Annotated in this window: 24 protein-coding genes; 9 read left to right on the top strand and 15 right to left on the bottom strand. The window is 71.3% G+C overall.

Annotated features, from left to right (window positions below; genetic code table 11):
* Position 1 precedes the first annotated feature (1 nt).
* The 4 genes from KV106_RS31680 to KV106_RS31665 all read right to left on the bottom strand — a co-directional run bounded on the left by KV106_RS31680 (position 2) and on the right by KV106_RS31665 (position 4,878).
* Positions 2-694 (bottom strand): hypothetical protein, encoded by a 693-nt coding sequence (locus KV106_RS31680; RefSeq protein ID WP_261215196.1) that lies wholly within the window; start codon positions 692-694, stop codon positions 2-4.
* Positions 691-2,727, bottom strand: coding sequence for a molecular chaperone HtpG (gene htpG, locus KV106_RS31675; protein ID WP_057593543.1), 2,037 nt, complete (start codon positions 2,725-2,727; stop codon positions 691-693). Before htpG ends, KV106_RS31680 begins: the two co-directional genes overlap by 4 nt.
* A gap of 147 nt (positions 2,728-2,874) precedes the next feature.
* Positions 2,875-3,915 carry an ABC transporter substrate-binding protein gene (locus KV106_RS31670; protein WP_261215195.1) on the bottom strand — a complete coding sequence of 347 codons (1,041 nt, stop codon included), beginning with the start codon at positions 3,913-3,915 and terminating at the stop codon, positions 2,875-2,877.
* A 54-nt stretch (positions 3,916-3,969) separates the two neighbouring features.
* Positions 3,970-4,878 (bottom strand): LysR family transcriptional regulator, encoded by a 909-nt coding sequence (locus KV106_RS31665; RefSeq protein ID WP_057593545.1) that lies wholly within the window; start codon positions 4,876-4,878, stop codon positions 3,970-3,972.
* A 98-nt stretch (positions 4,879-4,976) separates the two neighbouring features.
* Here KV106_RS31665 and KV106_RS31660 point away from each other — a divergent pair, with 98 nt between their 5' ends.
* Positions 4,977-5,984 (top strand): zinc-dependent alcohol dehydrogenase family protein, encoded by a 1,008-nt coding sequence (locus KV106_RS31660; RefSeq protein WP_261215187.1) that lies wholly within the window; start codon positions 4,977-4,979, stop codon positions 5,982-5,984.
* A 183-nt stretch (positions 5,985-6,167) separates the two neighbouring features.
* Positions 6,168-6,911, top strand: coding sequence for an aquaporin Z (gene aqpZ, locus KV106_RS31655; protein ID WP_261215185.1), 744 nt, complete (start codon positions 6,168-6,170; stop codon positions 6,909-6,911).
* An 82-nt stretch (positions 6,912-6,993) separates the two neighbouring features.
* Here the strand turns inward: aqpZ and KV106_RS31650 are convergent, their stop codons facing one another.
* The 6 genes from KV106_RS31650 to KV106_RS31625 all read right to left on the bottom strand — a co-directional run bounded on the left by KV106_RS31650 (position 6,994) and on the right by KV106_RS31625 (position 12,121).
* The gene (locus KV106_RS31650; RefSeq protein WP_057593548.1) at positions 6,994-7,335 is read right to left on the bottom strand and encodes a hypothetical protein; all 342 of its coding nucleotides are present in this window, start codon (positions 7,333-7,335) and stop codon (positions 6,994-6,996) included.
* A 198-nt stretch (positions 7,336-7,533) separates the two neighbouring features.
* On the bottom strand, positions 7,534-7,866 hold the full coding sequence (locus tag KV106_RS31645; RefSeq protein WP_261215183.1) for a hypothetical protein: 333 nt from the start codon (positions 7,864-7,866) through the stop codon (positions 7,534-7,536).
* Positions 7,867-7,990: 124 nt separating this feature from the next.
* Positions 7,991-9,376 (bottom strand): sensor histidine kinase, encoded by a 1,386-nt coding sequence (locus KV106_RS31640; RefSeq protein ID WP_057593550.1) that lies wholly within the window; start codon positions 9,374-9,376, stop codon positions 7,991-7,993.
* Positions 9,373-10,029: a response regulator gene (locus tag KV106_RS31635; protein ID WP_057593551.1), complete on the bottom strand. Its 657-nt coding sequence runs from the start codon at positions 10,027-10,029 to the stop codon at positions 9,373-9,375. Before KV106_RS31635 ends, KV106_RS31640 begins: the two co-directional genes overlap by 4 nt.
* Before the next feature lie 194 nt (positions 10,030-10,223).
* Entirely contained in the window at positions 10,224-11,354 is a 1,131-nt protein-coding gene (locus tag KV106_RS31630) for a winged helix DNA-binding domain-containing protein (RefSeq protein WP_261215182.1), read from the bottom strand.
* Entirely contained in the window at positions 11,321-12,121 is an 801-nt protein-coding gene (locus KV106_RS31625) for a pseudouridine synthase (RefSeq protein ID WP_057593553.1), read from the bottom strand. The genes KV106_RS31630 and KV106_RS31625 overlap by 34 nt, the downstream gene beginning before the upstream one ends.
* A 206-nt stretch (positions 12,122-12,327) precedes the next feature.
* Between KV106_RS31625 and KV106_RS31620 the strand changes: the two genes are divergently transcribed.
* From KV106_RS31620 to KV106_RS31595, 6 genes are all read left to right on the top strand, one after another.
* Complete coding sequence (locus KV106_RS31620; RefSeq protein WP_261215180.1) at positions 12,328-13,401, top strand: bifunctional nicotinamide-nucleotide adenylyltransferase/Nudix hydroxylase; 1,074 nt, start codon at positions 12,328-12,330, stop codon at positions 13,399-13,401.
* 72 nt (positions 13,402-13,473) lie between these two features.
* Positions 13,474-14,919 carry a nicotinate phosphoribosyltransferase gene (locus tag KV106_RS31615; protein WP_261215179.1) on the top strand — a complete coding sequence of 482 codons (1,446 nt, stop codon included), beginning with the start codon at positions 13,474-13,476 and terminating at the stop codon, positions 14,917-14,919.
* Positions 14,920-15,248: 329 nt separating this feature from the next.
* Positions 15,249-16,397 (top strand): MGDG synthase family glycosyltransferase, encoded by a 1,149-nt coding sequence (locus KV106_RS31610; protein ID WP_093355200.1) that lies wholly within the window; start codon positions 15,249-15,251, stop codon positions 16,395-16,397.
* A complete protein-coding gene (locus KV106_RS31605; RefSeq protein WP_057593557.1) occupies positions 16,394-16,885 on the top strand; it encodes a hypothetical protein in 492 nt (163 codons plus the stop codon). Before KV106_RS31610 ends, KV106_RS31605 begins: the two co-directional genes overlap by 4 nt.
* Positions 16,882-17,484, top strand: a complete 603-nt coding sequence (locus KV106_RS31600; protein WP_261215176.1) for a dual specificity protein phosphatase family protein — start codon at positions 16,882-16,884, stop codon at positions 17,482-17,484. The genes KV106_RS31605 and KV106_RS31600 overlap by 4 nt, the downstream gene beginning before the upstream one ends.
* Before the next feature lie 112 nt (positions 17,485-17,596).
* Entirely contained in the window at positions 17,597-18,727 is a 1,131-nt protein-coding gene (locus KV106_RS31595) for a zinc-binding dehydrogenase (RefSeq protein ID WP_057593558.1), read from the top strand.
* Positions 18,728-18,774: 47 nt separating this feature from the next.
* On the opposite strand, the gene fusA is transcribed toward KV106_RS31595, so the two are convergent.
* The 3 genes from fusA to KV106_RS31580 form a co-directional block, all read right to left on the bottom strand.
* The gene (gene fusA / locus KV106_RS31590) at positions 18,775-20,793 is read right to left on the bottom strand and encodes an elongation factor G (RefSeq protein WP_261215175.1); all 2,019 of its coding nucleotides are present in this window, start codon (positions 20,791-20,793) and stop codon (positions 18,775-18,777) included.
* A gap of 659 nt (positions 20,794-21,452) precedes the next feature.
* The gene (gene kdpE, locus KV106_RS31585) at positions 21,453-22,145 is read right to left on the bottom strand and encodes a two-component system response regulator KdpE (RefSeq protein ID WP_093355193.1); all 693 of its coding nucleotides are present in this window, start codon (positions 22,143-22,145) and stop codon (positions 21,453-21,455) included.
* 5 nt (positions 22,146-22,150) lie between these two features.
* The gene (locus tag KV106_RS31580) at positions 22,151-24,889 is read right to left on the bottom strand and encodes a DUF4118 domain-containing protein (protein WP_261215173.1); all 2,739 of its coding nucleotides are present in this window, start codon (positions 24,887-24,889) and stop codon (positions 22,151-22,153) included.
* 113 nt (positions 24,890-25,002) lie between these two features.
* Here KV106_RS31580 and KV106_RS31575 point away from each other — a divergent pair, with 113 nt between their 5' ends.
* On the top strand, positions 25,003-26,367 hold the full coding sequence (locus KV106_RS31575; protein WP_261215171.1) for an MFS transporter: 1,365 nt from the start codon (positions 25,003-25,005) through the stop codon (positions 26,365-26,367).
* A 35-nt stretch (positions 26,368-26,402) separates the two neighbouring features.
* On the opposite strand, the gene KV106_RS31570 is transcribed toward KV106_RS31575, so the two are convergent.
* Both KV106_RS31570 and KV106_RS31565 read right to left on the bottom strand, forming a co-directional pair.
* Entirely contained in the window at positions 26,403-26,540 is a 138-nt protein-coding gene (locus tag KV106_RS31570; protein WP_172705584.1) for a hypothetical protein, read from the bottom strand.
* The gene (locus KV106_RS31565; protein ID WP_057593563.1) at positions 26,530-26,913 is read right to left on the bottom strand and encodes a hypothetical protein; all 384 of its coding nucleotides are present in this window, start codon (positions 26,911-26,913) and stop codon (positions 26,530-26,532) included. Before KV106_RS31565 ends, KV106_RS31570 begins: the two co-directional genes overlap by 11 nt.
* Between the last annotated feature and the right edge of the window lie 9 nt (positions 26,914-26,922).

Here is a 26,922-nt window from a genome sequence, read left to right as displayed (position 1 = left end):
TTCAGGGCGCGATCGGGTTGGCCGGGGAACCGAGCGCCGGGACGATCTCGCGCGCCGGGCCGGCGCCCGAGGCCGCGGGCGCGGACGCCACGGCCTCGGGCGGCCTGTGGACGATGCGCACCGGCGGCGCCGCCGCGGAGGATGCGCCGCCGGTGCCGCGGCGAACGACCACGCCGTTGCCACGGCCGCGCACGGCCGGCGCCGAGGCGGCGGCAGGCAGGGCCGTCGACGCGGTGGCGGTCGAGGGCAAGGGCAGCGGCTCGGCCGCGGGCTGCGAGCCATCGCCCGGCGGCAGCGTCTTCGTCACGCCCATGCCGAGCCCGGCGCCACCGACGCCCGCGCTCATGCTGGTCACGGGCGCGGTGGGCAGGGCATTGGCCTGGCCCGCGTTGGGATCGTGCAGCACCACGCTCTGGCCCACGCCGACACCGGCGGGGCCGATGCCCGCGCCCATGCCGACCGAGCCCGCGACCACGCCGCTGTTGTGCACCGCGACGCCCGCGCCGAGCGGGCCGAAGCCGGTGTTGAGGCCGACCGAGAAGTTGCCGTCCTTGGTGGCGCCCAGGCCGATCGCAAGGCCGGGCGCGATCGGAATGCCGATGCGGTAGTGGGAGCAGCCGCTCACCAGCAGCGCGAGCAGCACGCCGGCCGGAAGGCCGGCGGCCGCGATGCGGGTGCGCGGCCGCGTGCTCACACCAGGAGCGCGTTCACGCGCCGCACGTAGGCCGCGGGATCGGCCGGCAGGCCGCCCTCGGCGAGCAGCGCCTGGTCGAACAGGATGTTCGCGAGGTCGTCGAAGTGGGCCGAGCCCTCGAGCTTCCTAACCAGCGCGTGCTCGGCATTGACCTCGAGCACCGGCTTGAGCTCGGGCGCGGGCTGGCCGGCCTGCTTGAGCATGCGCGCGAGCTGCGTGCTCATGCCGCCGTCCTGCACCACGAGGCAGGCCGGCGAGTCGACCAGGCGCGTGGTGACGCGCACGTCCTCGGCCTTGTCCTTGAGCGCTTCCTTGAGCTTCTCGAGCAGCGGCTTGAACGACTCGGCGGCCTCCTCGGCGGCCTTCTTCTCGTCCTCGTCCTGCAGCTTGCCGAGGTCGACCGCGCCCTTGGCCACGCTCTGCAGCGGCGTGCCGTCGAACTCGTTGAGGTAGTTGAGCGCCCACTCGTCGACGCGGTCCGTCATCAGCAGCACCTCGATGCCCTTCTTCTTGAAGACCTCGAGCTGCGGGCTGTTCTTGGCGGCGGCCAGCGTGTCGGCCGTGATGTAGTAGATCGCGTCCTGGCCGTCCTTCATGCGCGCCTTGTAGTCGGCGAAGCTCACGCTCACGGCATCGGTGGTGGTCGAGGCGTAGCGCAGCAGCTTGGCGATGCGCTCGCGGTTGCCGAAGTCCTCGCCCAGGCCTTCCTTGAGCACGGCGCCGAACTCGGCGTAGAACCTGGCGTACTTGCCTGCGTCGTCGGCCGCCGCGGCGGCGGTCTCGGCCGCGGTGGGTGCGTTCTTGTCGACCACGTCCGTCACGGCCTCGGTCGGCTCGGGCGTGGGCACCGATTCGCCCGAGCCCACGTCGATGCGGCCCTCGCCGCTCTCGGGTCCGGTCTTCTGCTTCCTGGCCAGGTCCTCGAGCATGCCGAGCACGCGCTTGGTGCTGCCTTCGCGGATCGCCTTCACGTCGCGGCTTTCCTGCAGCAGCTCGCGGCTCACGTTGAGCGGCAGGTCGGCCGAGTCGATCACGCCCTTGACGAAGCGCAGGTAGCTGGGCATCAGCGCCTCGGCGTCGTCCATGATGAAGACGCGCTTCACGTAGAGCTTCACGCCCGCGCTCTTCTCGCGGTTCCAGAGGTCGAACGGCGCCTTGGCGGGGATGTAGAGCAGCTGCGTGTACTCGGTGCTGCCCTCGACGCGGTTGTGGCTCCAGGCCAGCGGCGCCTCGAAGTCGTGGCTGATGCTCTTGTAGAACTCTTCGTACTGCTCGGTCGTGACGTCCTTCTTGGGACGGCTCCACAGCGCGTTGGCCTTGTTGACCGTTTCCCATTCGCCGGTCTTCACCATGTCGCCGGGCTGGTCGTTCTCGCCTTCCTTCCACTCCTCCTTCTCCATGAGGATCGGCAGCGAGATGTGGTCGGAGTACTTGCCGACGATCTGCTTGAGCTTCCAGGCGTTGAGGTATTCGTCGGCATCCTCGCGCAGGTGCAGCGTGATGCTGGTGCCGCGCTCGGCACGCACGATGTCGGCCACCTCGAAGTCGCCGGCGCCGCCGCTGGCCCAGCGCACGCCCTGCTCGGCGGGCAGGCCCGCGCGGCGCGACTCGACGGTGATGCGGTCGGCCACGATGAAGCCCGAGTAGAAGCCCACGCCGAACTGGCCGATGAGCTGCGCGTCGGCCTTCTGGTCGCCGCTGAGCTTGCTCACGAAGTCCTTGGTGCCGCTCTTGGCGATGGTGCCGAGGTTGTCGATCGCCTCCTGGCGCGACAGGCCGATGCCCTTGTCGGCGATGGTGATGGTGCGCGCGGCCTTGTCGAAGCTGATGCGCACGTCGAGCTCGGACTGGCCTTCGTAGAGCTCGGGATGGTCGATGGCCTCGAAGCGCAGCTTGTCGCAGGCGTCCGATGCATTCGAGATCAGCTCGCGCAGGAAGATTTCCTTGTTCGAGTACAGCGCATGCGTGACGAGGTGCAGCAGTTGCGCGACTTCGGCCTGGAACGGGAGTTTGGTGTTGGAGGAGTCAGCCATGGGTGAGATAAGGATCGAAGCCCAAAAATTCTAAGTCGGCCCGTCCGCGGAGGACGGCCGGCTCGCCAACTTTTGCAAATGGGGACAGCCTCGTGCAAAAACAACACCCTGCCGGCGGCAGGGAGAAGAAGCCCGCGGGCCCGCGCTTCAGCGCGGCAGCGCCTCGACCTCGCGCGTCCAGCGGTCGATCAGCCGCTTGCGCTCGGCCGCCTGGCCGTACTTCTGGAAGTCGTATTTGATGAGCTTCACGCCGTCCATCGAGGGAATGCGCGGATCGGGCTTGAAGGTCTTGTTGGCCGGCGACTGCAGGCTGCCGGCCTTGGCGCCGATGGACTGGCCCGCGGGACTCATGAGCCAGTCGTAGTAGCGCTTCGCGTTCTCCTTGTTGCGCGCGCCCTTCACCAGCGCGATGCCGCCGATCTCGTAGCCCGTGCCCTCGCAGGGCGCGGCGGTCTTGACCGGAAAGCCGTCGTGGCGCCAGCGCTCGAAGCCGAAGATGAAGCTCACGCCGACCGCGACCTCGCCCTTGGCGACGTTGGGCGCCTGGGCCTGGCCGCTGCGCGTGTAGCTGGTGACGTTGCGATGCAGCTTCTTCAGGTAGTCGAAGGCGGCCTCCTCGCCCATCTGCTGCACCAGGCCCGCGATGATGGTGTAGGCCGTGCCGCTGGTGGCCGGGTGCGAGATCTCGATCTCGCCCTTGTAGCCTGGCTTCACGAGGTCGGCCCAGCAGTGCGGCTCGGGCAGCTTCTTTTTCTTCAGCAGCTCGGTGTTGAAGCCGAAGCCCATCGCGCTGGTGTAGAAGCCGCCGACCATGTTCTGCGACAGCGCGTACTGGCGCACGGCCCAGTCGTGCAGGTCGTTGATGTAGGCCGGGCGGTAGGGCTCGAGCAGGCCCTGCTCGGCCGCCTGCAGGAAGGGGTCTCCGGTGCCGCCCCACCAGAGGTCGGTCTTGGGATTGGCGGCCTCGGCGCGCAGCTGGGCGCCGATCTCGCCGGTGCCCTTGTGGGCTTGCAGCACCTTGATGCCGGTCTCGCGCGTGAAGGCGGCGGCCGCGGCCTCGCACCAGCCGGCGTCGGTGCTGCACAGCGCGCTGACCGTGCCCTGCGCTGCCGCATGCGGCGCGAAGGCGAGCAGGGTGGCGGCCGCGCCGAGCGCGGCGAATGTGCGGGTGAAGGCGAGCAAGTGCATCGTGGGTCTCCTCGGGGTCAGGATAGCGCCGGCGCGCGCGGGCGCCGACAGGGTTCAGTCGGTTGCCAGCAGCGGCGGAAGATGCTCGGCCAGCCAGTCGATCACCACGCGCGTCTTCAGCGGCAGGTAGCGGCTGCGCGCGCGGATCACGTGCAGCGCGAAGCCGAAGGGCCGCGGCTCCTCGAACACGCGCACCAGCGTGCCGGCCGCCAGCGCCTCGGCCGCGAGCCAGGCCGGCAGCCGCGCGAGCCCCATGCCGCCGATGGCCGCCTCGAGCAGCACCTCGGCGCTGTCGCAGCGCAGCCGCGAGGGCAGCAGGATCTCGGCGAGGCGATCGCCGGTGTGGAAGCGCCAGGCCGAGGCCTCGCCGTCGCGCGCGTAGAGCACCGCCTCGTGCGGCGGCTTCAGGTCCTCGATGCCTTCGGGATGCCCGCGCTCGGCCAGGTAGGACGGCGCGGCGCACAGCACCATCCACTGCGTGCCCACGGGCCGCGCGATCAGCGCCGCGCTGTCGCCGAGATCGCCGCTGCGGATCGCGAGATCGAGCCCCTCCTCCGCGAGGTCGACGCGCCGATCGCTGAACGCGAGTTCGAGCGAGAGCTGCGGATGACGGCGCGCCAGTGCCAGCAGCAGCGGCCCGACCTTGAGCCGCCCGAGCATGGCCGGCATGCTGAGCCGCACCACGCCCGAGGCCGTGCTGCGCGCCGCATCGGCGAGGGCCTCGGCGGCCTCGAGCTCGGCCAGCGCGTTGCGGCAGCGCTCGTAGTAGCCATGGCCTTCCTCGGTGAGGCTCTGGCTGCGCGTGGTGCGCAGGAACAGCCGCGTGTGCAACCGCGCCTCGAGCCGCGCGATGCTCTTGGCGACCGCCGAGCGCGTGACGTGCAGGCGCTGCGCGGCGAGCGCGAAGCTGCCGGCCTCGACGGCGGCGACGAATTCCTCGATGCCTTGCAGGCGCTGACTCATTGGCGAATTTCAGGCAACAAATTTAGGAAAATTATCCACCACCGATGCCTATCGAGCGTCAATAGCATGAAGCCTTCTTCTTTTCACGGAGGCCCCTCATGCCCGAAACCACCCTGCGCCGCTGGCAGCTCCCCGCCTACGGCCGCGCCCATCTCGAACAGGTGCAGGCAGCGCTGTCCGCGCCGGGCCCCGGCCAGATCCTGGTGCGCGTCGGCGCGGTCGCGCTCAACTACCGCGACCTGCTGATGACCGAGGACGGCATGGGCATGCCGCTCGCGCTGCCGTTCACGCCGGGCTCGGACATGGCGGGCACGGTCGAGGCGGTCGGCGACGGCGTGCGCCGCTTCGCGCCCGGCGACCGCGTGATCAACACCTTCTGGAACGGCTGGATCGACCACCACTGGCCCGCCCATGCCGTGCCCGCGGGCGGCCCCGGGCCGGGCATGCTGGCCTCGCACGTGCTCATCGACGCCGAGGCCGCGGTGGCCGCGCCCGCCACGCTCTCGCTGGCCGAGGCCAGCACCCTGCCCTGCGCCGGGCTCACGGCCTGGTTCGCGCTGGCCGAGCTCGGCGCGCTGCGCGCGGGCCAGACGGTGCTGATCCACGGCACCGGCGGCGTGGCGCTGTTCGGGCTGCAGATCGCGCGGCTGCATGGGGCGCGGGCCATCGTGGTCTCGGGCAGTGCCGGCAAGCACGAGGCCGCGCGCGCCCTCGGCGCCAGCCATGTGCTGGCGCGCGACAGCGACTGGCCCGCCGAGGTGCGGCGCCTGACCGGCGGGCGCGGCGCCGAGCACGTGCTCGAGCTCGCGAGCGGCCCCAACCTCGACCGCTCGCTGCAGGCCGCCGCCCAGGGCGCGCGGGTGTCGGTCATCGGCATGCTCGAGGGCACCACGCTCGACGCCTCCTTCTACGGCCTGGTGCTCGGCCGCGTCACGGTGCAGGGCATCGGTGTGGGCCACCGGCGCGCGCTCGAGGACCTCGTGCGCGCCGTCGACGCCAACGGCCTGCGCCCGGCGATCGCCGCCCGCTACGGCTTCGACGCGCTGCCGCAGGCGCTCGACCACCTCGCGCGCGGCGCCTTCGGCAAGATCGTCGTGACCCTCTGAGCCCGCGCCGACCGCCGCGCGGCACGGAAAAGCGCGGCGTTTTCGTGAAGAGTTGCCCGGCTTTCCCGGCCCCGTGCGGGCGCCCGAACGTTTCCCCTTCGTTTCCCGTTTCAGAATCCGCGCGCGCCGGGCCTTCCCGGCGTTTTCGTTGACATCGAGAACATCAGAGAGAGGACATCGAACATGGAACGCAGGGACTTCAGTGCACCGCAGAAATGGGCCGCCGAATTCATCGGCACCTTCTGGCTCACCTTCGGCGGCTGCGGCAGCGCGGTGCTCGCCGCGGGCTTCCCGGAACTGGGCATCGGCTTCGCGGGCGTCGCGCTGGCCTTCGGCCTCACCGTGCTGACCGGCGCCTATGCGCTCGGCCCGATCTCGGGCGGCCACTTCAACCCCGCGGTCTCGATCGGCCTCGCCGCGGCCGGGCGCTTCAATCCGGCGCAGCTCGCGGCCTACATCGTGGCGCAGCTGCTGGGCGCGATCGCCGCCGGCGGCCTGCTCTACCTGGTCGCCAGCGGCAAGGCCGGCGCGCAGCTCGGCGGCTTCGCCACCAACGGCTATGGCGAGCATTCGCCGGGCGGCTACAACCTGGTGTCGGCGCTGCTGATCGAGGTGGTGCTCACGGCCGTGTTCCTGGTCGTGATCCTCGGCGCCACCGGCCGCCGCGCGGCGCAGAACTTCGCGGGCCTGACCATCGGCCTGTGCCTCACGCTGATCCACCTGATCTCGATCCCCGTCACCAACACCTCGGTGAACCCGGCGCGCAGCACCGGCGTGGCGCTGTTCGGCCCGAGCTACGCGATCGAGCAGCTGTGGCTGTTCTGGGTGGCGCCGATCGCGGGTGCCGTGATCGGCGCGCTGATCTACCGCGGTCTGCGGCTGCGCGGCAACGGTGGCAGCGGAAGCGGCAGCGACAGCGCGCTCTGAACGACGCGCGGCGCGCAAACGACAAAAGGGGGGAGGCATCGCTGCCTCCCCCCTTTTTTCGTCGTGCCGACGCGCCGGTCGCTCAGCTGCCGGTGGCCGACTTCACCAGCGGCGCCGAGGTCGACTGGCCGATCGACTCGGTGCCGCTCGGATGCGAGGCCGCGTAGGCGCCGGCCTGGATGTCCGACACCGGCGTCACCGAATTCATCGCGGGCGCGCTGGTCGACTGGCCGATGGACTCGGTGCCGCTCGGGCGCGCGGCGGCCATGGCCGCGGCCTGGATCTCGGCGCTGGCGGGCGAATTCATCTGCAGCGGGTGGTAGTCCGAACCGTCCATCTTTTCCTGGGCCGATGCGGTGATCGCGCCCGTCGCCGCGAGCGCGGCGAAGGAGGCGACGGCGAGAAGCTTGAAGGAAGTGCGCATGCGTGTTCTCCTGGTCACAGTTGTCCCCGGCCTCGTGCCGGCGCCGATGGGCGCGCGGCAGGCCTGAACGCACTCTATGCAGGCCGACTGAGGGCAGCGTGAGTAAAGAGTTACGAGGGCCTTAGCGGGCGTTGAAGACTACTTCGCCGACGTTGGCCGAATTTCCTACTGCGCGCGCCGCACTGGGCACGAAGGCATTCATTCGCCGGCGGCACCGAGCTCGCCATAGGGAATGCGCCCCTCGCGCTCGGCCTGCGCCGCGAGCGCGCTGACGCTCTCGCGCGTGAGCCCCGGCTGCGCGCGCTCCATCGGCGGCGCGGTCTCCTGCGACAGCATCGGCGAGGCGGTCGCGGTCTGCGAGGCCTGGGCGGCATCGCGCGCGAAGTCGGCACGCGAGCGCTGCGACTGGAACTGCAACGCGTGCTCCGAACCGTCGGCCTCGTCGGCCTGCGCGGCCACCATCGGGGCCAGCGCCACCATCGCGCCCGCGATGAGGGCGAACCGGCGCGAAGAGAGGAATGCGATCTGCATGGCGAACTCCTTGAATGCGGGCTCGCGACGGCCGCGACATGCGGCCCCTCGGCCCTGGAGATCACTCTAGGCCTGGAGTCTCAGCGGGCACTGAGCAAAAACTTCGCGCCGCGTGAGGGCCTCGCTACGCCTTCGCCGCCGCCTCGGGCTCGGCCGGCAGGTGCACGCGCGCGCGCAGGCCGCGCCCGTGCTCGCGGTTGCTGAGCTCGATGCGCAGCCCGTTGCGCTCGGCCGCGGTGCGCGCGATCGCGAGCCCCAGCCCGCTGCCGCCGGCGGCCGCGCCCGGCACGCGGAAGAAGCGGTCGAACACGCGCGCCATCGCATCGGCCGGAATGCCGGGCCCGTTGTCGAGCACGTCCACCACGCCATGGCCATCGACCGCGTGCAGCTTCACGTCGACCACGCCGCCTTCGGGCGCATAGCGCAGCGCGTTGTCGATCAGGTTGTCGAACACGCTGCGCAGCTCGGCCGCGGGCGCGAACACCACGGGCGCGATGCTGCCCTCGAAGCCCACGTCGACCTGGCGCGCATCGGCCAGCACCATGAGCTGGCTCACGCTCTCGCGCAGCAGCACCTCGATGTCGACCGCCTCGCGCGCCATCGCACGGCGCGGCGCGTCCTGGCGCGAGAGGCTCAGCAGCTGCTCGATCAGGTGCTGCGCGCGCGTCACGCCGGCCTCGAGCTGCACGAAGCGCTCGGTGGCCTCGCCGGCCGGGATGTGGGCGCGCAGGTTCTCGATCTGCAGGCCGATCGCGGCCATCGGCGTGCGCAGCTCGTGCGCTGCGTCCTGCACGAAGCGGCGTTGCGTGGCGAAGGCGCTGCGCACGCGGCCCAGCAGATGGTTGAAGGAGGCCACCAGCGGCGCGATCTCGTCGGGCACGCGCGCCAGCGGCAGGTCGGTGGGACTGCGCTCGTCCTGCGAGGCCACGTCGCGCGCCACCGCGCGCAGCGAGCGCGAGGCGGCCGAGACGATCAGCCACAGCGCGAGCAGCGCCACCGGCAGCAGCAGCGTGATCGGCAGGCCCTCGAGCAGCGCGCGGCGCAGGGCACGCCGGCGCCGGTAGTCCTCGTTCTGCAGCACCTGCACGCGCCGCTGGTCGGCATGCGTGCCGGGCTCGGCGGTGAAGGCGCGCCAGTGGGCCCAGGCCTGCGGCCCGGTGCGCAGGTCGCCGAAGCCAGGGCGCGGCTGCAGCGGCATCGGCAGGTCGGGCCAGGAGCTGCTGAGCAGCCGGCTGCCGTCGGGGCTCCAGATCTGCACCACGAAGGCGCCGCGCTCGAGCACGGCGTCGCTGTTCACGAGGCGCGGCGTGCGCGACTGGTCGCCGCCCGCGTACGACTCGGCCACCAGCCGCATCTGGTCGTCGAGCGCGTTGTGCACTAGGTTGCCGTAGGCCAGGAACGAGAACCAGGCCGTGAGCACCGCCGCCGCGAGGTGCAGCGTGATGAGCCACAGCAGCAGCTGGGTGCGCAGCGAGCGCGGCCGGCGCCAGCCACCCTTGCCGGCGCTCACGCGGCGACGCGCCAGCCGAGCCCGCGCACGTTGCGGATCGACTCGGCGCCGAGCTTGCGGCGCATGCCGTGGATCAGCACGTCGATCGCGTTGCTCGTGACCTCCTCGCCCCAGCCGTAGATGCGGTTCTCGAGCTGCTCGCGCGAGAGGATCGCGCCCGGGCGTTCGAGCAGCGCATGCAGCAGCGCGAACTCGCGCGCGGTCAGCGCCTCGCGGTTGCCGTTGACCACCACCTCGCGCGTCGTGAGGTCGAGCTGCAGCGCGCCGCTGCCCACCAGCGAATGCGCGGCGCCGTCGCGGCGGCGCACGATGGCGCGCATGCGCGCGAGCAATTCGCGAAATTCGAAGGGCTTGAGCAGGTAGTCGTCGGCGCCAAGATCGAGGCTGTGGATGCGGTCGTCGAGGCCGTCGCGCGCCGTGAGCACCAGCACCGGCGTGGCATCGCCGCGCTCGCGCGCGCGGCGCAGGACCTCGGTGCCATCCTGGCGCGGCAAGCCCAGGTCGAGCAGCACGCAGGTGTAGCCGCCGTCGCCGAGCGCGCTCTGCGCGAGCTCGCCGTCGCGCACCCAGTCGGCCGACCAGCCCGCGCCCTCGAGCGCCTGTTTCAGGCTGCGCCCGATCATTTCATCGTCTTCCACCAGCAGAACGCGCATCGCAGCGACTCCTCAATTCACGCAGAAAGCGCCGCACCGCCTTGCGGCGCGGCCGTGCGCCAGGGGGCGTCGGGTCCGGGCCGCAAGGTAGCACGCGAACGGGATGATCGGTAGTGCCTGCGCCGTGGCGCAGACTAGGGGCGAATACTTAGACGGTGCTTAGGCGCCAGGCGCGCCGTGGGGTCAGGCGCCGCTCAGGCAGCGGGCCGCGCGACGCGCACCGCATGGCGTTCGCCGGGCGCGTCGGCGGCGAAGGCCAGAAGGCGCAGCGCCTCCTGCCCGGCGCCCTCGCGCCCGGCCTCGGGCCAGCGCGCGAAGGGTTCGAGCACGGCGGTGGCGGCGCCCTTCGCGCGCTCGATCTTCCAGGTGCCGGCGACGAAGCCGTCGATCAGCACCGTGCCGCGCACGATGCCGTTGATGGTGAACACGCGCGGGCGATGCGCCTCGTCGAGCACGCGGCCGCGGTCCTCGTGCGCGAGCAGCAGGCTGTCCCACTCGGCGAGCAGGCGCGGCGGCGCGGGCGTGGCTTCGTCGGGACGCGGCGCGCGCGGCAGGTCGAACAGCGTTTCGCCCTGCGGGCCCTCGAAGCGGCGCAACCGCGTACCAAGCCGCTCGGCCACGGCCTTCCAGCCCGTGAGGCCCGACCACGCGCCCGCATCGGCCAGGGTCGCGGGGCCGAAGGCGGCGAGGTAGCGCAGCAGCAGGTCGTCCCGCGTGGCAGCGCCCTCTTCTTCCTCCTTGCCGAGCCAGGCGCCGAGCCGCTGCAGCAGCGCGTTCTGGTGCGAATTCCAGCTGCCCGCGGGCGGCAGGTGCACCAGCGGCAGGTTGTTGCGGATCAGCCCGGCGAGCGAGGCCGGCTCGCTGCGGGGCCAGCGTTCGAGCAAGGCCTGGCCGAGCTCGGTGCTGGTGCGTGCGCGCTCGTCGAGCAGTGCGCGGCCCAGGGCCAGCGCCTCGGCGCGGTCGACGCCTTCGAGCGCGCGCTTGTGGTTGCCCAGCAGGCCGCGCTGGTGCGCCGCATCGAGCAACGGCCGCCAGGCCAGCGCATCGCGCGCGCTCACCAGGTGCAGGGTCGCGCGCATCATCGACAGCCGCACCACGCGGCGCCGGCGCAGCGCCTCGGTCAGGGCTTCGCGCGGAAAATCCTCCAGCCGGCTCCAGAGGCCGACGTAGGGCGGATTGGGTGCCTGCGCCTGCAGTCCCGCAAGGCGCTCGATGGCCCGCGCGACCGGCAGGCGCTGGCGCGCCAGCAGCATCTGCCGCGCCAGCGTGGCGCGGTTCAGCGCGCGCAGGCTCAGAACTTCTCGTGCGGTGCCAGGTAGCGCCATTGACCCAGCGGCAGGTTGCCGAGCATGACCTTGCCGATGCGCACGCGCTTGAGCCCCACCACCTTGAGGCCGACCAGCTCGCACATGCGGCGGATCTGGCGCTTCTTGCCTTCGGTCAGCACGAAGCGCAGCTGCTCGGGGTTCTGCCATTCGACGCGCGCGGGCTTGAGCGCCTGGCCGTCGAGGCTCAGGCCGTGGCGCAGCTTGGCGAGCATGGCGGGCGGGAACACGGCCTGCACGTTGGTCGTGACCGGGTCGTCGTCGTCCATGCGCACCAGCTGGCCCGTGGGCGCGGGCTGGCCCAGGCCGTGGTAGGCCACGCGCACCAGGTACTCCTTCTCCATCGTCGAGTCCTCGCCGATCAGCTGGCGCGCGACGCGGCCGTCCTGCGTCATCACCAGCAGGCCGATGGAATCGATGTCGAGTCGGCCGCAGGGCGCGAGGCCGCGCAGCTGCTGCGGGTTGAAGAAGAAGCGCGCGTTGTCCTCGGCCCAGCGGTTGGCGGGCGTGAACAGCGTGACCGCGGGCTCGTGGCCGTCCTCGGCCTGGCTGCTGACGTAGCCGATGGGCTTGTTGATCAGGATGGTGACCTGGTTGGCCTGCTGGCCCTTGGCCGCCTTGTCGATCTCGATGCGGTCGGCGGGCGTGACCTTGACGCCCATCTCGGCCGGCTTGCCGTTGACCTTGACCCAGCCGTTGGCGATCCATTCGTCGGCCTCGCGGCGCGAGCAGATCTTGAGTTCGGCCATGCGCTTGTTGAGCCGCATGGGGCCGTCGGCCGGGGCCTGCGCGGACTGCGGCGCGGGTGCGCGGCGAAAGGAGGACGGACCGTTGGAAGGAGGAGGCGCGGGCATGGCCGATTATCGCCAGCGCGCAGGGCGTAAGCCTTTTGTCCGGCTTGCGCCGCATGCGAGGCCGGTGCTATCGTGGCGGCAAGCGCGAGTTGATCGCGCCCTTTTTGGGGGATTCCCAAATGAGCACCGCACGCAAGTACCACTACGCCATCGTCATCGGGCGCTTCCAGCCCGTCCACTTCGGTCACCAGAGACTCATCGAGGAAGCCGCCCGCGCGGCCGATCGCGTGATCGTGGTGGTCGGCTCCGACCGCACGCCGCGCAGCGTCAAGAACCCCTTCACCTTCGACGAACGCGAACGCATGGTGCGCGCCTGTCTGCGCGGCGGCGACCAGATGCGCGTGAGCGTGGTCGGCGTCGGCGATTCGCCCTACAACGACCAGCTGTGGATCGCGTCGATCCAGTCGGCGGTCGAGCGGCTGATCCTGCAGGACGGCCTCGCGCCCGCGCAGGCCAGGGTCGCGCTGGTGGGGCACCTCAAGGACGCCTCCAGCTACTACCTCAAGCTGTTCCCGCACTGGGAGTTCGTGGGCCAGCACAACGTCGAGAGCCTCAACGCCACCGACGTGCGAAACCTCTACTTCGATCCCGAGAACCGCGGCCAGCTCGCGCGCGCCGATCTGCCCGAGGGCAGCGCGGCCTTTCTCGAACGCTTTACCTCGACGGCCGACTATGCCGAGCTCTGCGAGGAGCGCGCCTTCCTCGCCGACTACCGCGACAAGTACCGCTACGCGGGCAGCGACTTCCCGCCGATCTACACCACGGTCGACGCGGTGGTGGTCGAGGCCGGCCACATCCTGATGGTGCAGCGCAAGTTCCATCCGGGGCGCGGCACCTGGGCGCTGCCCGGCGGCTTCGTGGGCCAGCAGGAGCGGCTGCTCGATGCCGCGGTGCGCGAACTCAAGGAGGAAACCCGCCTCAAGGTGCCGGTGCCCGTGCTCCACGGCAGCATGAAGGGCAGCCACGTGTTCGACGCGCCCGAGCGCTCGCAGCGCGGCCGCACCATCACGCACGGCTTCTTCTTCGAGCTCGCGCACAACCAGTGGGCGGGCCTGTCGGACGTGCGCGCCGACGACGACGCGGCCGCGGTGCGCTGGGTGCCGATCGCCGAATTCCTCGGCATGCAGGAGCGGGTCTACGAAGACCACTTCTTCATCGCCAATCATTTCCTGGGTGGCCTGGGCAAGTCCTGAGAGAACCTGGCCCAAGCCTTGTCGGCAAGAACGGCCCCGGTTGACGGGTGCCACCGTGAAAGGAGCTTTCACATGAACCGCACGCTCTCTCCCTCCCTCGGCAGCAACCTGCTGCTGCGCACCGACTCCTACAAGGTGTCGCACTGGATGCAATACCCGCCGGGCACGCAGACGGTGTTCAGCTACATCGAGTCGCGCGGCGGGCTCTTCAGCCATTCGCTGTTCTTCGGACTGCAGGCCTATCTGCGCGAATATCTGCAGACACCGGTGACGCGCGACGACGTGGACGAGGCCGCCGCGCTGATGGCGGTGCACGGCGAGCCCTTCAACCGCGAAGGCTGGCTGCGGCTGATCGAGAAGCACGGCGGGCTGATGCCGGTGCGCATCCGCGCGGTGCCCGAGGGCAGCGTGCTGCCGGTGCACAACGTGCTCGCGACGATCGAGAACACGGACCCCGAGTTCTTCTGGGTCACGAGCTTCCTCGAGACCGAGTTGCTGCGCGCGATCTGGTATCCGACCACCGTGGCCACGGTCTCGGCCGCGGCCAAGACCACCCTGCTGCGCTACCTCGAGGCCACCTGCGACGATCCGCAGGGCCAGATCGCGTTCAAGCTGCACGACTTCGGCGCGCGCGGGGTCTCGAGCCTCGAGTCGGCCGCGCTCGGCGGCATGGCGCACCTCGTCAACTTCATGGGCACCGACACGCTGAGCGCGCTGATGGCCGCGCGCCGCTACTACGACTGCGACGTGGCGGGCTTCTCGATCCCCGCGGCCGAGCACAGCACCATCACGGGCTGGGGCCGCGAGCACGAGGCCGATGCCTACCGCAACATGGTGGCGCAGTTCGGCAAGCCGGGCTCGATCTTCGCGGTGGTGAGCGACAGCTACGACATCTTCAATGCCTGTGCTCGCCTGTGGGGCGATGCGCTGCGGGAGCAGGTGATCCGCTCGGGCGCGACGCTGGTGGTGCGCCCCGACTCGGGCGACCCGGCCGAGACGACGTTGAAGGTGGCGCAGATCCTGGCCGAGCGCTTCGGCACGACCACCAACGCCAAGGGCTTCCGGGTGCTGAACAACGTGCGCATCATCCAGGGCGACGGGGTGACGCTCGATTCATTGCGGCTGTGCCTGTCCAATTTCTTCCACAACGGCTTCTCGGCCGAGAACATCGCCTTCGGCATGGGCGGCGGGCTGCTGCAGCAGGTGAACCGCGACACCATGCAATGGGCGATGAAGTGCTCGGCGATGCAGGTCGACGGCGAATGGCGCGACGTCTACAAGGCACCCGTGGGCGACACGAGTAAGACCTCGAAGAAGGGGCGGCTGGTGCTGGCGGCTTCCGCCGATGGCGAAGTGCGTACGCAACGTGCCGAGCAAGTTCTGGAGCCTGGGCAGGTGGATCTGCTCGAGACCGTGTATGAAAACGGGCGGATCGTTCGGGAGTCTGGCTTCGAGGCTATACGGGGGCTGGCTGCTTCTGGGGTGGGGAGGTTGGTTACTTCTCGGGCGCCGCTCTGACTCTTTGTTGCGGCCGGGGGCGCGTGCACAGGGCATCGGGTACTTCCCTCCGCGAATGTCCCCCGCCTTCGGCTCCTCCTTTATTTCGCTGCGGGAAGCACCCACTGCCCTGTGCACGAGACGCGTTCTGGTTGTGCGGCCGGTTCTACCGCCGTGTCCAGGCTCACGTCGATGGTGTGCTCCCCGCAGCGAAATCAAGGAGGAGCCCGAAGGGCGGGGGACATTCGCGGAGGGGAGCACACCGTCGGCGTGAGCCCAGCCCGGCGCCCCGGCCCCCGATTCCGCACTGCCACAAGCCCTCGCCATAATCCGCGCAGACCGCCGAACACATGACCAAACTCCTGATCCTCAGCGTGAGCGCGGGCAACGGCCACGTGCGGGCCGCCCAGGCCCTCGCCGCCACCGCCCAATCCCTCAGCCCGCCCTGCCCGGCGGTCCACATCGACGCCATGGCCCACGTGCCCGCGGGCTTTCGCAAGGTCTACACCGACTGGTACATCCAGCTCGTGAACCGCGCGCCCGAGCTCTGGTCGTACCTGCACCAGCGCACCGACGTCACGCCGCACCACGCGCCCTCGCAGCGCATGCGCCGCGGCATCGAGCGGCTGAGCACCGTCGCGCTGGTGCGCGAGATTCGGCGCGAGAAGCCCGATGCGGTGATCTGCACCCACTTCCTGCCGGCCGAGCTGCTGATGCGCGAGCGCAACCGCGGGCGCATCGAGTATCCGGTGTGGCTGCAGGTTACCGACTACGACCTGCACAACATGTGGCTGGTGCCGGGCATGACCGGCTACCTCGCGGCCACCGAGGAGGTCGCGTTCCGGCTGCGCGCGCGCGGCATCCCTCCCGAGCGCATCCACGTCACCGGCATTCCCGTCATGCCCGCCTTCTCCGAACCCGATGCGCTGGAACGCGACGCCTGCGCCGCCGCGCTCGGCCTCGATCCCGCGCGGCCCGTGCTGCTGATGGTCTCGGGCGGCGCCGGCGTGGGCGATCTCTCGAGCATGGTCGAGCGCGTGCTCGCGCTCGGCGCCGGCGACGAACCCGGCGGCCGCTTCCAGGTGATCGCCGTGGCCGGCCGCAATGCCGAGATGCACGGCCGGCTGCAGGCCCTCGCGGCGCGCCATCCGGGCCGCGTGGTGGCCGTCGGTTTCACCAACGAGATGCACAAGCTCATGGCCGCGTCCGACCTCGTCGTCACCAAGCCCGGCGGCCTCACGGTCTCCGAATGCCTCGCGCTCGGCAAGCCCATGCTGCTGATCTCGCCGATCCCCGGCCAGGAGGAGCACAACGCCGGCTTCCTGATGGAGGAAGGCGCGGGCTGGCTCGCCTACGACGCCATCGGCCTCGAGTACAAGGTCGCGCGGCTGATGGCCGATCCGGCCAAGCTCGCCCATATGGCCCAGCGCAGCAAGGCGCTGGGCAAGCCACGGGCCGCGCGCGCGGTGCTCGATCGCGTGCTGGGGCCCTCGGCATGAGCTGGAGAAACGAAGACAAGCCCACCGTGGGCCGCACGCTGGTGTACCTGCTCTGGGTCGTCACCATGGCCTTCTTCTTCGCCAATGCCGAGATCCAGATCGAGGGCGGCGCCGGCTGGGCCACCTCGCTGCCGACCTGGCGCATCGAGAACAGCATCTGGCTCGACATCTTCTGGGGCGGCCGCGCGATGACCGGCTACCACGCCTGGGTCTTCACCTTCATGGCGCTGGTGTTCTTCTCGCCGCTGGCCTTCTCGGGCCGCTGGAAGCTGCGCGACTGGGGCCTCGCGCTCGCGGGCCTGATCGTGTTCTGGGTCTGCGAGGACTTCCTCTGGTTCCTCATCAACCCGGCCTTCGGCTGGGACAACTTCAACCCCACCAAGGCCTTCTGGCACAAGCACTGGATGTGGGGCGCGCCGGTCGATTACTGGGGTGGCCTCGCGGTCGCCGCGCTGATCCTGGTGCGCCGGCACTGGCCGCGCCGATGAGCCGCGCGAACATCGTGCGCCGCATGCGCGAGGCCCGCCGGGCGCAGCGCGAGGCGCAGGCCGCGCCCGTGGAGCGGCCCGGCCACTGGGCCGATCCGCTCGACGCGCTGGGCGTGGAGAACCTGCACCGCCTCACGCCCACGCTCTACCGCAGCGCCCAGCCGCGCGCGAAGGACGTGGCGGCGCTGCGCTCGCTCGGCATCCGCACCGTGGTCAGCCTGCGTTCCTTCAACGACGACCGGGAGGTGTTCGCGGGCAGCGGCATCCGGCTGGTGCGCGTGCCGATCAACACCTGGGACATCGACGACGCGAAGGTGCAGCGCGCGCTGCGCGCGATCCTCGCGGCCGAGCACGACGGGCCGGTGCTGATCCACTGCATGCACGGCGCCGACCGCACCGGCGTCGTCTCCGCCGTCTACCGCATGGCGCTGCAGGGCTGGAACAAGGAGGCCGCGCGCCAGGAGATGCTGCGCGGCGGCTACGGCTACCACACGCTGTGGCGCAACATCCCGCGCTACATCGAGCGCGTGAACCCCGAGAAGATGCGCCACGCGCTGGCCCAGGCACCGGCCGTGCCAGTGGTTCCAGGGCTGTCCTGAACGCGCCAGCAGGCTTCGCGGCCCGCTCCTATACTGGCCCGCGCCGGCCCCCGGCGGCCGGTCGCACCCACCTTCCGCACACGCTTCATCCGCTTCACAAGGGGCATCCGCCATGGCACTCCAACTGCGCTCGCTCGTCCGTTCGAACGGCGAGCTCGAACTCTCGCTGCACGACGAACCCATCCCCGAACCGCAGGCCCACGAGGTCGTGATCCGCGTCGAGGCTTCGCCGATGAACCCCTCGGACCTCGGCCTGCTGTTCGGTGCCGCCGACATGGCGACCGCCAAGGCCTCGGGCAGCGCCGAGCGCCCGGTCGTCACCGCCACCGTGCCCGAGCGCGCGCGCCCCGCGATGGCGGGCCGGCTCGACCAGTCGATGCCCGTGGGCAACGAGGGCGCGGGCACGGTCGTGAAGGCCGGTTCGTCGCCCGAGGCCCAGGCCCTGCTCGGCAAGACCGTGGCCGCGATCGGCGGCGCCATGTACTCGCAGTACCGCGCGGTGGCCGTCGCGCAATGCCTCGAGCTGCCCGAAGGCACCGCGCCGGCCGATGGCGCGTCGTGCTTCGTCAATCCGCTGACCTCGCTCGGCATGGTCGAGACCATGAAGCGCGAAGGCCACACCGCGCTGGTCCACACGGCAGCCGCCTCCAACCTCGGCCAGATGCTCAACAAGATCTGCCAGAAGGACGGCATCGCGCTCGTCAACATCGTGCGCAAGCCCGAGCAGGAAGCGCTGCTGCGCGGCCTCGGCGCCAAGTACGTCTGCAACGCCGCCTCGCCCACTTTCCTCGACGATCTCACGCAGGCCCTGGTCGAGACCGGCGCCACCCTGGCCTTCGACGCCACCGGCGGCGGCAAGCTCGCGGGCCAGATCCTCGGCTGCATGGAAGCGGCGCTCAACCGCACCGCCAAGGAATACAGCCGCTACGGCTCGACCACGCACAAGCAGGTCTACATCTACGGCGGCCTCGACCGCGGCCCGACCGAGTTCGTGCGCAACTTCGGCATGGCCTGGGGCATGGGCGGCTGGCTGCTGTTCCCGTTCCTGCAGAAGCTCGGCGCCGAAGGCACGCAGCGGCTGCGCGCACGCGTGGTGGCCGAGCTCAAGACCACCTTCGCGAGCCGCTACACGCGCGAGGTCTCGCTGACCGAGGCGCTGCAGCTCGATGCGATCGGCGTCTACGGCAAGCAGGCGACGGGCGAGAAGTTCCTGCTCAATCCCAACAAGGGCATCGCGGCCTGAGATAGACGAAAAAAAGGGCGACCCTCGCGGGTCGCCCTCTGGGGCCGTCAACGCTTCATGAGGCCGGCCATCTCGCCCGCGGGCACCACGGCGTAGTGGTCGAACTGCATCGCGTACTGCGCGCGGCCCGAGGACAGCGCGCGCAGGTTGCCGATGTAGCCGAACATCCGCGCCAGCGGCACATGGGCCTCGACCACGATCGCGTTGCCGCGCATCGCCTGGCCGCGCACCATGCCGCGCCGCCTGTGCAGGTCGCCGATGCAGTCGCCCACGTGCTCGGCGGGCGTGGTCACTTCCACGGCCATCACCGGCTCGAGCAACTGCCCCCCGGCCTGCGCCGCCGCTTCGCGGAAGGCCGCGGCGGCCGCGAACTCGAAGGCCATCGCCGACGAGTCGCGTTCATGGTGGCTGCCATCGAGCAGCGTGACCACGAAGTCCACGCAGGGATAGCCGGCCAGCACGCCCGACTGCGCGGCACGGCGGATGCCGGCCTCGATCGCGGGGATGAACTCGCGAGGGATCGCGCCGCCCACCACCCGGTTCTCGAACGCGATGCCTTCGCCGCGCCCGCGCGGGGCGATGCGCAGCTTCAGCTCCGCGAACTGGCCCTGGCCGCCGTTCTGTTTCCTGTGCACATGGTGCACCTCCGTTTCCTTCGATACCGTTTCACGGCAGGCGACCTGGGGCCGTCCCACCGACACTTCGACGCCGAAGCGCTCGCGCAGCTTCTCGATCGAGACCTCGAGCTGCAGCTCGCCCATGCCCGACACGATGGTCTGGCCCGACTCGGCGTCCTGCCGCAGCCGCAGGCTCGGGTCCTCGCGCAGCAGCACCTGCAACGCCTTCGCCAGCGCCTGCTGGTCGGCCTGCGCCTTCGGCTCGATCGCGACGTGGAGCACGGGCTCGGGCACGCCGATCTGTTCGAGCTGCACCGGATGCTGCCGGTCGCACAGCGTGTGGCCGGTCAACGTGTCCTTCAGCCCGACGATGCCGGCGATGTCGCCGGCCACCAGTTCGTCGCGTTCGATGCGGTCGCCCGCCTGCACCTCGTACAGCCGTGCCGCGCGCTCGATGCGGCCGGTGGTGGCGTCGAGCAGGCTGTCGCCGCGCCGCAAGCGGCCGCTGTAGACACGCACGAACACCATCGCGCCGTGGTCGTCGCTGGCCACCTTGAACGCCAGCGCCGCGAACGGCGCCCGCGGATCGCAGGGCAGCGCCACCTCGCCGGGCTTCGGCAGCCAGTCGACGATGGCGTCGAGCAGCGGTTCCACGCCGCGGTTGCGGAAGGCCGAGCCCGCGAGCACGGGCACGAAGGCACCGGCCAGCACGCCCTTGCGGATGCAGCCGCGCAGCACCTCGGCCGGCAGCTCCTCGCCGTTCAGGTAGGCCCCCATCGCGGCCTCGTCCTGCTCGACGGCGAGCTCCACCAGCCGCGCGCGTTGTTGCAACACGGTGGCCATCAGCTCGGCGGGCACCTCGGTCACGCGGTACGGCCGGCTCGCATCGTCGAGGTCCCAGACCAGCGCGCGCAGGCCCAGCAGGTCGACCACGCCGCGGAAGTCGCCTTCCGCGCCGATCGGCCACTGCACCGGCGCGGCCTTCACGCCCAGGCGTTCTTCCATCATCGCGACCACGCGCGGGAAGTCCGCGCCCAGGCGGTCGAGCTTGTTGACGAAGGCGATGCGCGGCACGCGATAGCGGTCCGCGAGGCGCCAGTTGGTCTCGGTCTGCGGCTCCACGCCGGCCACGCCGTCGAACACGACCACGGCCCCGTCGAGCACGCGCAGCGAGCGGTTCACCTCGATGTTGAAATCGATGTGGCCGGGCGTGTCGATCAGGTTGATCTGGGTCGCGTTCCACTGCAACGTGATGGCGGCGCTGCTGATGGTGATGCCACGCTTGCGCTCCTGCGCATCGAAGTCCATGCGCGCGGTGCCGCGGCTCACGTCGCCGATGCGATGGCTCTCGCCCGCGTAGAACAGGATGCGTTCGGTGGTGGTGGTCTTGCCGGCGTCGACGTGGGCAATGATGCCGATGTTGCGCAGGTTCCTGGGTGTGTGGGTCATGGCGAATCTTTCTTTCTCTGGCTCGAAGCACGGCTTCGAGAGCCTGGTGGGCATGTGCCAACCCCAGGCGGAAAGGATTCGCCTGAGGGCTAGCGACGAACGGTGTCGTGCAATCTGCTGATGCGGCGGCCGGAGCCCGGGCGCACGGAAGCCACGCTCCGGCGGAGGCGAATCGTGGCGATCAGCTTGTCGTAGGTACGCATGGCGATGAAGAAGTGAGAGGCGGAAAAGACAAAACCCCGGAGGACGGGCCTGCCGGGGTTTTCAGTACCGGAAGGCGCAACGCCTTCCGAACGCGATCGAAGGCGATGTCAGGTGGCGGTGAGGCCGGCTTCGATGGCTTGGGTGAATTTCATGGTGGGGCGGATTGTGGGCTTGCCTGCGGTCGATGGCAAGCCGCGCTTCGTTGGCGTTGGGTGGATGCCACGCGCATGAATGCGGGCAGCCGGACGCAGAGGACGCGAAGGTTTCGCGAAGGGCGCGAAAGAACAGCCATGAAAAATGGAAGCGCCGGTGCGGGCGTTGCTCCCCTTCTTAGCGATCGGCAAGACCCAAGGCCTTCGAAAGACGGCTCGCCACATCTTTCTGTCTTCCTTTCGCGCCCTTCGCGAAACCTTCGCGTCCTCTGCGTCCGGTTCCCGATCCCGATTTCAGAAATCTCAGACGACCAGCCGATACCCCACCGCGGTCTCCGTCAGCAGATGCCGCGGCTGCGCCGGATCGTCCTCGAGCTTCTGCCGCAGATGCCCCATGTAGATCCGCAGGTAGTGGCTCTGGTCCGTGTGCGACGGCCCCCAGACCTCGCGCAGCAGCTGGCGCTGCGTCAGCACGCGCCCCGCGTTCGCGGCCAGCACCGACAGCAGCCGGTACTCGGTCGGCGTGAGGTGCACCTCGGCACCCGCGCGGCGCACGATGCGCGCGGCGCGGTCGAGCTCGATCTCGCCGAAGCGGAACAGCGCCTCGGGCACCTCCTCGCTGCTGGCCGCGCGCGGGCGCCGCAGGTTGGCGCGCACGCGCGCGAGCAGCTCGCCGGTGCCGAAGGGCTTGGTCAGGTAGTCGTCGGCGCCGGCGTCGAGCGCGGCGATCTTGTCGGCCTCGTCGCTGCGCGCCGACAGCACGATGATCGGCACCGCCGACCAGCCGCGCACGTCGCGGATCAGCGAGACGCCGTCGCCGTCGGGCAGGCCCAGGTCGAGCACCAGCAGGTCGGGCTGGCGCGTGCCGGCCGCGGCGAGGCCGTCGCGCAGCGTGCCGGCCTCGTGCACCAGCCAGCCTTCGGCCTCGAGCGCGCCGCGCACGAAGCGGCGGATCTGCGGCTCGTCCTCGATCACGATGGCGGTGGGGGCAGGCATGGGGGTCAGAGCGGCGCTTCGGCCGGTTCGGGCGGCTCCCGGCGCGGGAGCGTGACCGTGAATTCTGCACCGCCGCCGCGCGCATTGGCGGCCACGATCTCGCCGCCATGGGCGCTCACCACCGCCTTGCAGATCGCCAGGCCCAGCCCCACGCCCGGCGTGGCCGACTCGACCTCGCCGCGCGTGAACTTGTCGAACAGCTTCTGCTCGTGGCCCAGCAGCGCCGCGGGCAGGCCCGGGCCGTGGTCGCGCACGCTCAGCACCAGCGTGCCGGGCTCGGCGCGCGCGCCCACCACGATCGGCGGCGCGCCGTACTTGGTGGCGTTCTCGAGCAGGTTCACCAGCACGCGCTCGATCAGCACCGCGTCGAACTCGACCAGCGGCAGCCCGGCATCGAGCGCGGTCTGGACCACGGTGGCGCCGAGCGCGGTGCGCGCCGCGCGGATGGCCGAGCCCACCACCTCCTCGACCGACTGCCAGTCGCGCCGCAGGTTGACCGCGCCGCCCGCGATGCCGCTCTCGAGCCGCGCCATGTCGAGCAGGTTGTTGACCAGCGCATGCAGCTCGTGCGCCTGCGCGACGATCGCGCGCGCCGCCTCTGCGTGTTCTTCCGCCGGCAGGGTCTGCAGCGATTCGGCCAGCGCGATCAGCGCGGTCAGCGGCGTGCGCACGTCGTGCGAGATCGCGCCCAGCAGCGCGTTGCGCAGCCGCTCCGATTCGATCTCGACCACCGCCTGCTGCGCCACCTCCACGTAGTGCACGCGCTCGAGCGCGATCGCGATCTGCCGCGCCAGCGTGTCGAGCTGCTGCGCCTGCTCGGGGATCAGCAGCCAGCGCGGCTGCGCCGGCTCGAGCGCGAGCACGCCGCGCACGCGCATCGGCGCCTGCAGCGGCACGTAGTGCCAGGGTTGCGCGGCCAGGGTGGCGGTGGCGAGGCCCGCGCTCTGGCCATGGCGGAAGGCCCAGTCGGCCACCTGCGCGTCGAAGCCCGGCGGCGGATCGGCCGGCGCCACCAGCTGGTCGGCGGCATCGGTCACCAGCACCAGCGCATGGCCGCCGAAGTGGCCCTGCACCGCGGCCGCGCCGAGCGCGACCACCTGCGTGCTCTCGAGCGCGGCCGAGAGCTCGCGCGTGAGCTCGAACAGCGAGCGCGCGCGGCGCTCGCGGCTGGTCGACACGCCGGCCGCGAAGCGCAGCCCGGCCGTGAGCTGGCCCACCAGCAGGCCCACGCCCAGCATGATCGCGAAGGTCAGCACGTACTGCACGTCGCTGACCGCGAACGACAGCCGCGGCGGCACGAAGAAATAGTCGAAGGCCGCGACGTTGAGCAGCGCCGCCAGCGCCGAGGGCCCGCGCCCGAAGCGCATCGCCACGCCCACCACGCCGAGCAGGAACAGCATCACGATGTTCGACAGCTCGAGCACGCCGGTCAGCGGCGTGCACAGCAGCGTGAGCGCCACGCTGGTGGCCGCGGCCCAGGCATAGCCGGGCCAGTGGATCGGCGCCTGCTCGTGGTCGTCGCTGTCGATGCGCGCCCCCGCCACGCCCAGCGGCGAGCGCGACAGCCGGCGCGCGCTGTCGGCGCGGCCCACCTCGAGGATGTCGAGCGCGGGTGCCAGTTGCGCGAGCGCGCGCGCCAGCGGCACCCGCGCCGCCATCCACGGGCGACGCCAGCCGGTCGCGGGCTCGGCGCGCCCGAGCACCAGCGTCGCGCAGTTGAGCCGTCGCGCCTGCTCGGCGAGCTGCGCGGCCACGTCGTCGCCGGTCAGCACCGCGGTGGCCGCACCCAGTTCCTCGGCCAGCTTCAGCACCGCGAGGATGCGGTCGCGCTCGGCCGCGGCCAGCCGCTGCAGCCGCGGCGTCTCGACATACACGGCATGCCAGCGCACGTTGAGCTGGCCCGCGAGCCGCGCCGCGGTGCGCACCGTCTGCGCCGCGCCCTCGTGCGGGCCGACGCACGCGAGGATCGCGCCCGAGGTGTGCCAGGCCTGCAGGCCGGTGCCCGGGCCCGACTGCTCGACGCGCCAGCCGCGCACGTCGTCCTCCACGTGCTCGGCGGTGCGGCGCAACGCGATCTCGCGCAGCGCGATCAGGTTGCCCTTGCGGAAGAAGTTCTGCGCCGCGCGCTCGGCCTGCTGCGGCAGGTAGACCTTGCCGGCCGCGAGCCGCGCCGTGAGCTCGTCGGGCGTGACGTCGACCAGCACCACCTCGTCGGCCTCGTCGAGCACCGAGTCGGGCACCGTCTCGTGCACCCGCACGCCGGTGATGGCGCCGACCGTGCCGTTGAGGCTCTCGAGGTGCTGCACGTTGAGCGCCGACCAGACCTCGATGCCCGCGGCCAGCAGCTCCTGCACGTCCTGCCAGCGCTTGGCATGGCGCGAGCCGGGCGCGTTGGTGTGGGCCAGCTCGTCGACCAGCAGCACCGCGGGCCGGCGCGCCAGCGCGGCATCGAGGTCGAACTCGGCCAGCGTGCGGCCGCGGTAGGCGATCTCGCGCAGCGGCAGGGCATCGAGCCCCGCCAGCAGGGCCGCGGTCTCGCCGCGGCCATGGGTCTCGACCACGCCGATCAGCACGTCGCGCCCGGCCTTGCGCTCGCGCTGCGCGGCGCTCAGCATGGCCCAGGTCTTGCCCACGCCGGCGCTGGCGCCGAAGTAGATGCGCAGCTTGCCGCGCCGCGCGCGCGCCTCGTCGCTGCGCAGCTGGGCGATCAGCGCGTCGGGGTCGGGGCGGGACAGCTCGCTCATCGGGAGCGCAGGTTAGCGCATCGCCCCGCGCACCGACGCTTCGGTGCGCGCCGAAGCATGGCGACGCCGGCTTCGCACAATGGGCCGTCTGGTTCCAAGAAGGCTGTTCCCCCATGAACGACAGACATCCCGACCGCCCGGCCGCGCCGCGCCGCGGCCTCGCCCTGCTCACGCTGTGCCTCGCGGTCCTGGTGGCGCAGGTCGACATGGCCGTGGTCAACCTCGGCACCCGGCCGATCGGCGAGCACTTCCGCGCCGGCGTGACCGCCCTGCAATGGGTGGTCGACGGCTACAACCTCGCCTACGCGGTGCTGCTGCTCACCGGCGGCCTGCTGGCCGACCTGTACGGACGGCGCCGGATCTTCATGCTCGGCGCGGCCGTCTTCACGGGTGCCACCGTGCTGTGCGCCGCGGCCACTTCGGTCTGGATGCTGGTCGCGGGCCGCGCGCTGGCCGGCCTGGGCGCCGCGCTGCTGATGCCGGCCTCGCTCGCGATCGTGCGCGTGGTGTGGCAGGACGCGCGCGAGCGCGGCCGCGTGCTCGGCATCTGGGCCGCCTGCAACGGCCTGGCGATGGCCATCGGCGCGCCGCTGGGCGGCGTGCTGATCCACCGCTTCGGCTGGCGCGGCATCTTCCTCGCGGTGCTGCCGTTCAGCCTCGCCGCGCTGCTGCTGGCACGGCCCTCGATCCCCGAGTCGTCCGATCCGCGCGGGCGCAGCCTCGACGCGGGGGCGCAGGTCGGCGGTGGCCTCGCGCTCGGCGCGCTCGCCTTCGCGGCGATCGAGTCGCACGAGGCGCCGCGGGTCGCGATCGCGGCGCTGGCGGTCGCGCTGGCGGCGTTCGTGCTGTTCGTGCGCATCGAAGGCCGGCGCGGCGCGACCGCGCTGGTGCCGCTCGACCTGTTCGGCCTGCCCGCCTTCCGCGCCGCGATGATCGCCACCGCCGGCATGACCTTCGGCATGTACGGCCTGCTGTTCCTGCTGCCGCTGCACTGGCAGCAGGCGGGCCTGCTCGACGCCACGCGGGCCGGCCTCGCGCTGATCCCGATGGCGTTGCTGTTCGTCGCGCTGTCGCCGTTCAGCGGCCGCATCGTGGCGCGGCTCGGTGCGCGCGCGGTCAGCTGCGCGGGCGTGGCGGTCATCGCCGGCGGGCTGCTGCTGGTGGGGCTGGGCGCGGGCCACGCGTCCATCGCCTGGGCCGAGGCCGGACTGGCGCTCGCGGGCCTCGGCATGGGACTGGCCACCGGGCCGCTGATGGCCGAGGCCGTGGGCGCGGTCGATGCCGCGCGCTCGGGCACCGCGGGCTCGCTGATCAATGTCGCGCGCATCGCGGGCGCGACGATCGGCGTCGCCGCGCTGGGTGCGTTCTATGCCATGGCGGGCGGCGGCGCCGCGGGCCTGCGCTGCGCGATGCTCGCGGGCGCGGCGGTGCAGGCCGGCTGCGCCGCCAGCGCGTGGCGCACCGCGCGGCCGCGCTGAACCGGCAGCGGACATCGGTCGCGCAAGCGGCCGCATCAACGGGAAGCTCCGTTCTTGCGCCGGGCACGATGCTCGTGGCGCCGCGCCGTGCGCGACAGCACCAGCCAGGCGAAGCCCAGCGGCACGAACAGCGCCGCCAGCGCGAGCAGCGCATGGAGCCAGTCAGTGGCCATGGCGCAGTCCGCAGCGCGCGAGATGTTCGCGCCAGCTCACCAGCCGGCCGATCTCGCCCGAGGGCACGCATTCGATCAACCGGTGCAGCACCTCGGCGTAGCTGCGCATCGGCAGGCGGATCATCAGCCGCACGCAGGGCGCGTCGCTCTCCTGCGAGCTGCAGCCGTGCAGCAGCGGCTCGCAGCGCACCACGCCGGCATCGGCGCAGCCCGCGAGGCTGCGGCGCACGCGCAGCGCGTCGGCGCAACTCACGGTGACGTCGAGCACATGGAAGCTGTCGGCGGCCGTCCTGCGGGCGGCCGCGATCGCGGCACCGGCCGCGGCGGGACTTCGGAAATACACGGGATGTTCGCGATAAGCGGCGTAGGCCATACAGGTCTC

The sequence above is a fragment of the Variovorax endophyticus genome, from assembly GCF_025376855.1.
GTDB lineage: Bacteria > Pseudomonadota > Gammaproteobacteria > Burkholderiales > Burkholderiaceae_C > Variovorax.
This window is presented reverse-complemented; position numbering and strand designations above follow the sequence as displayed.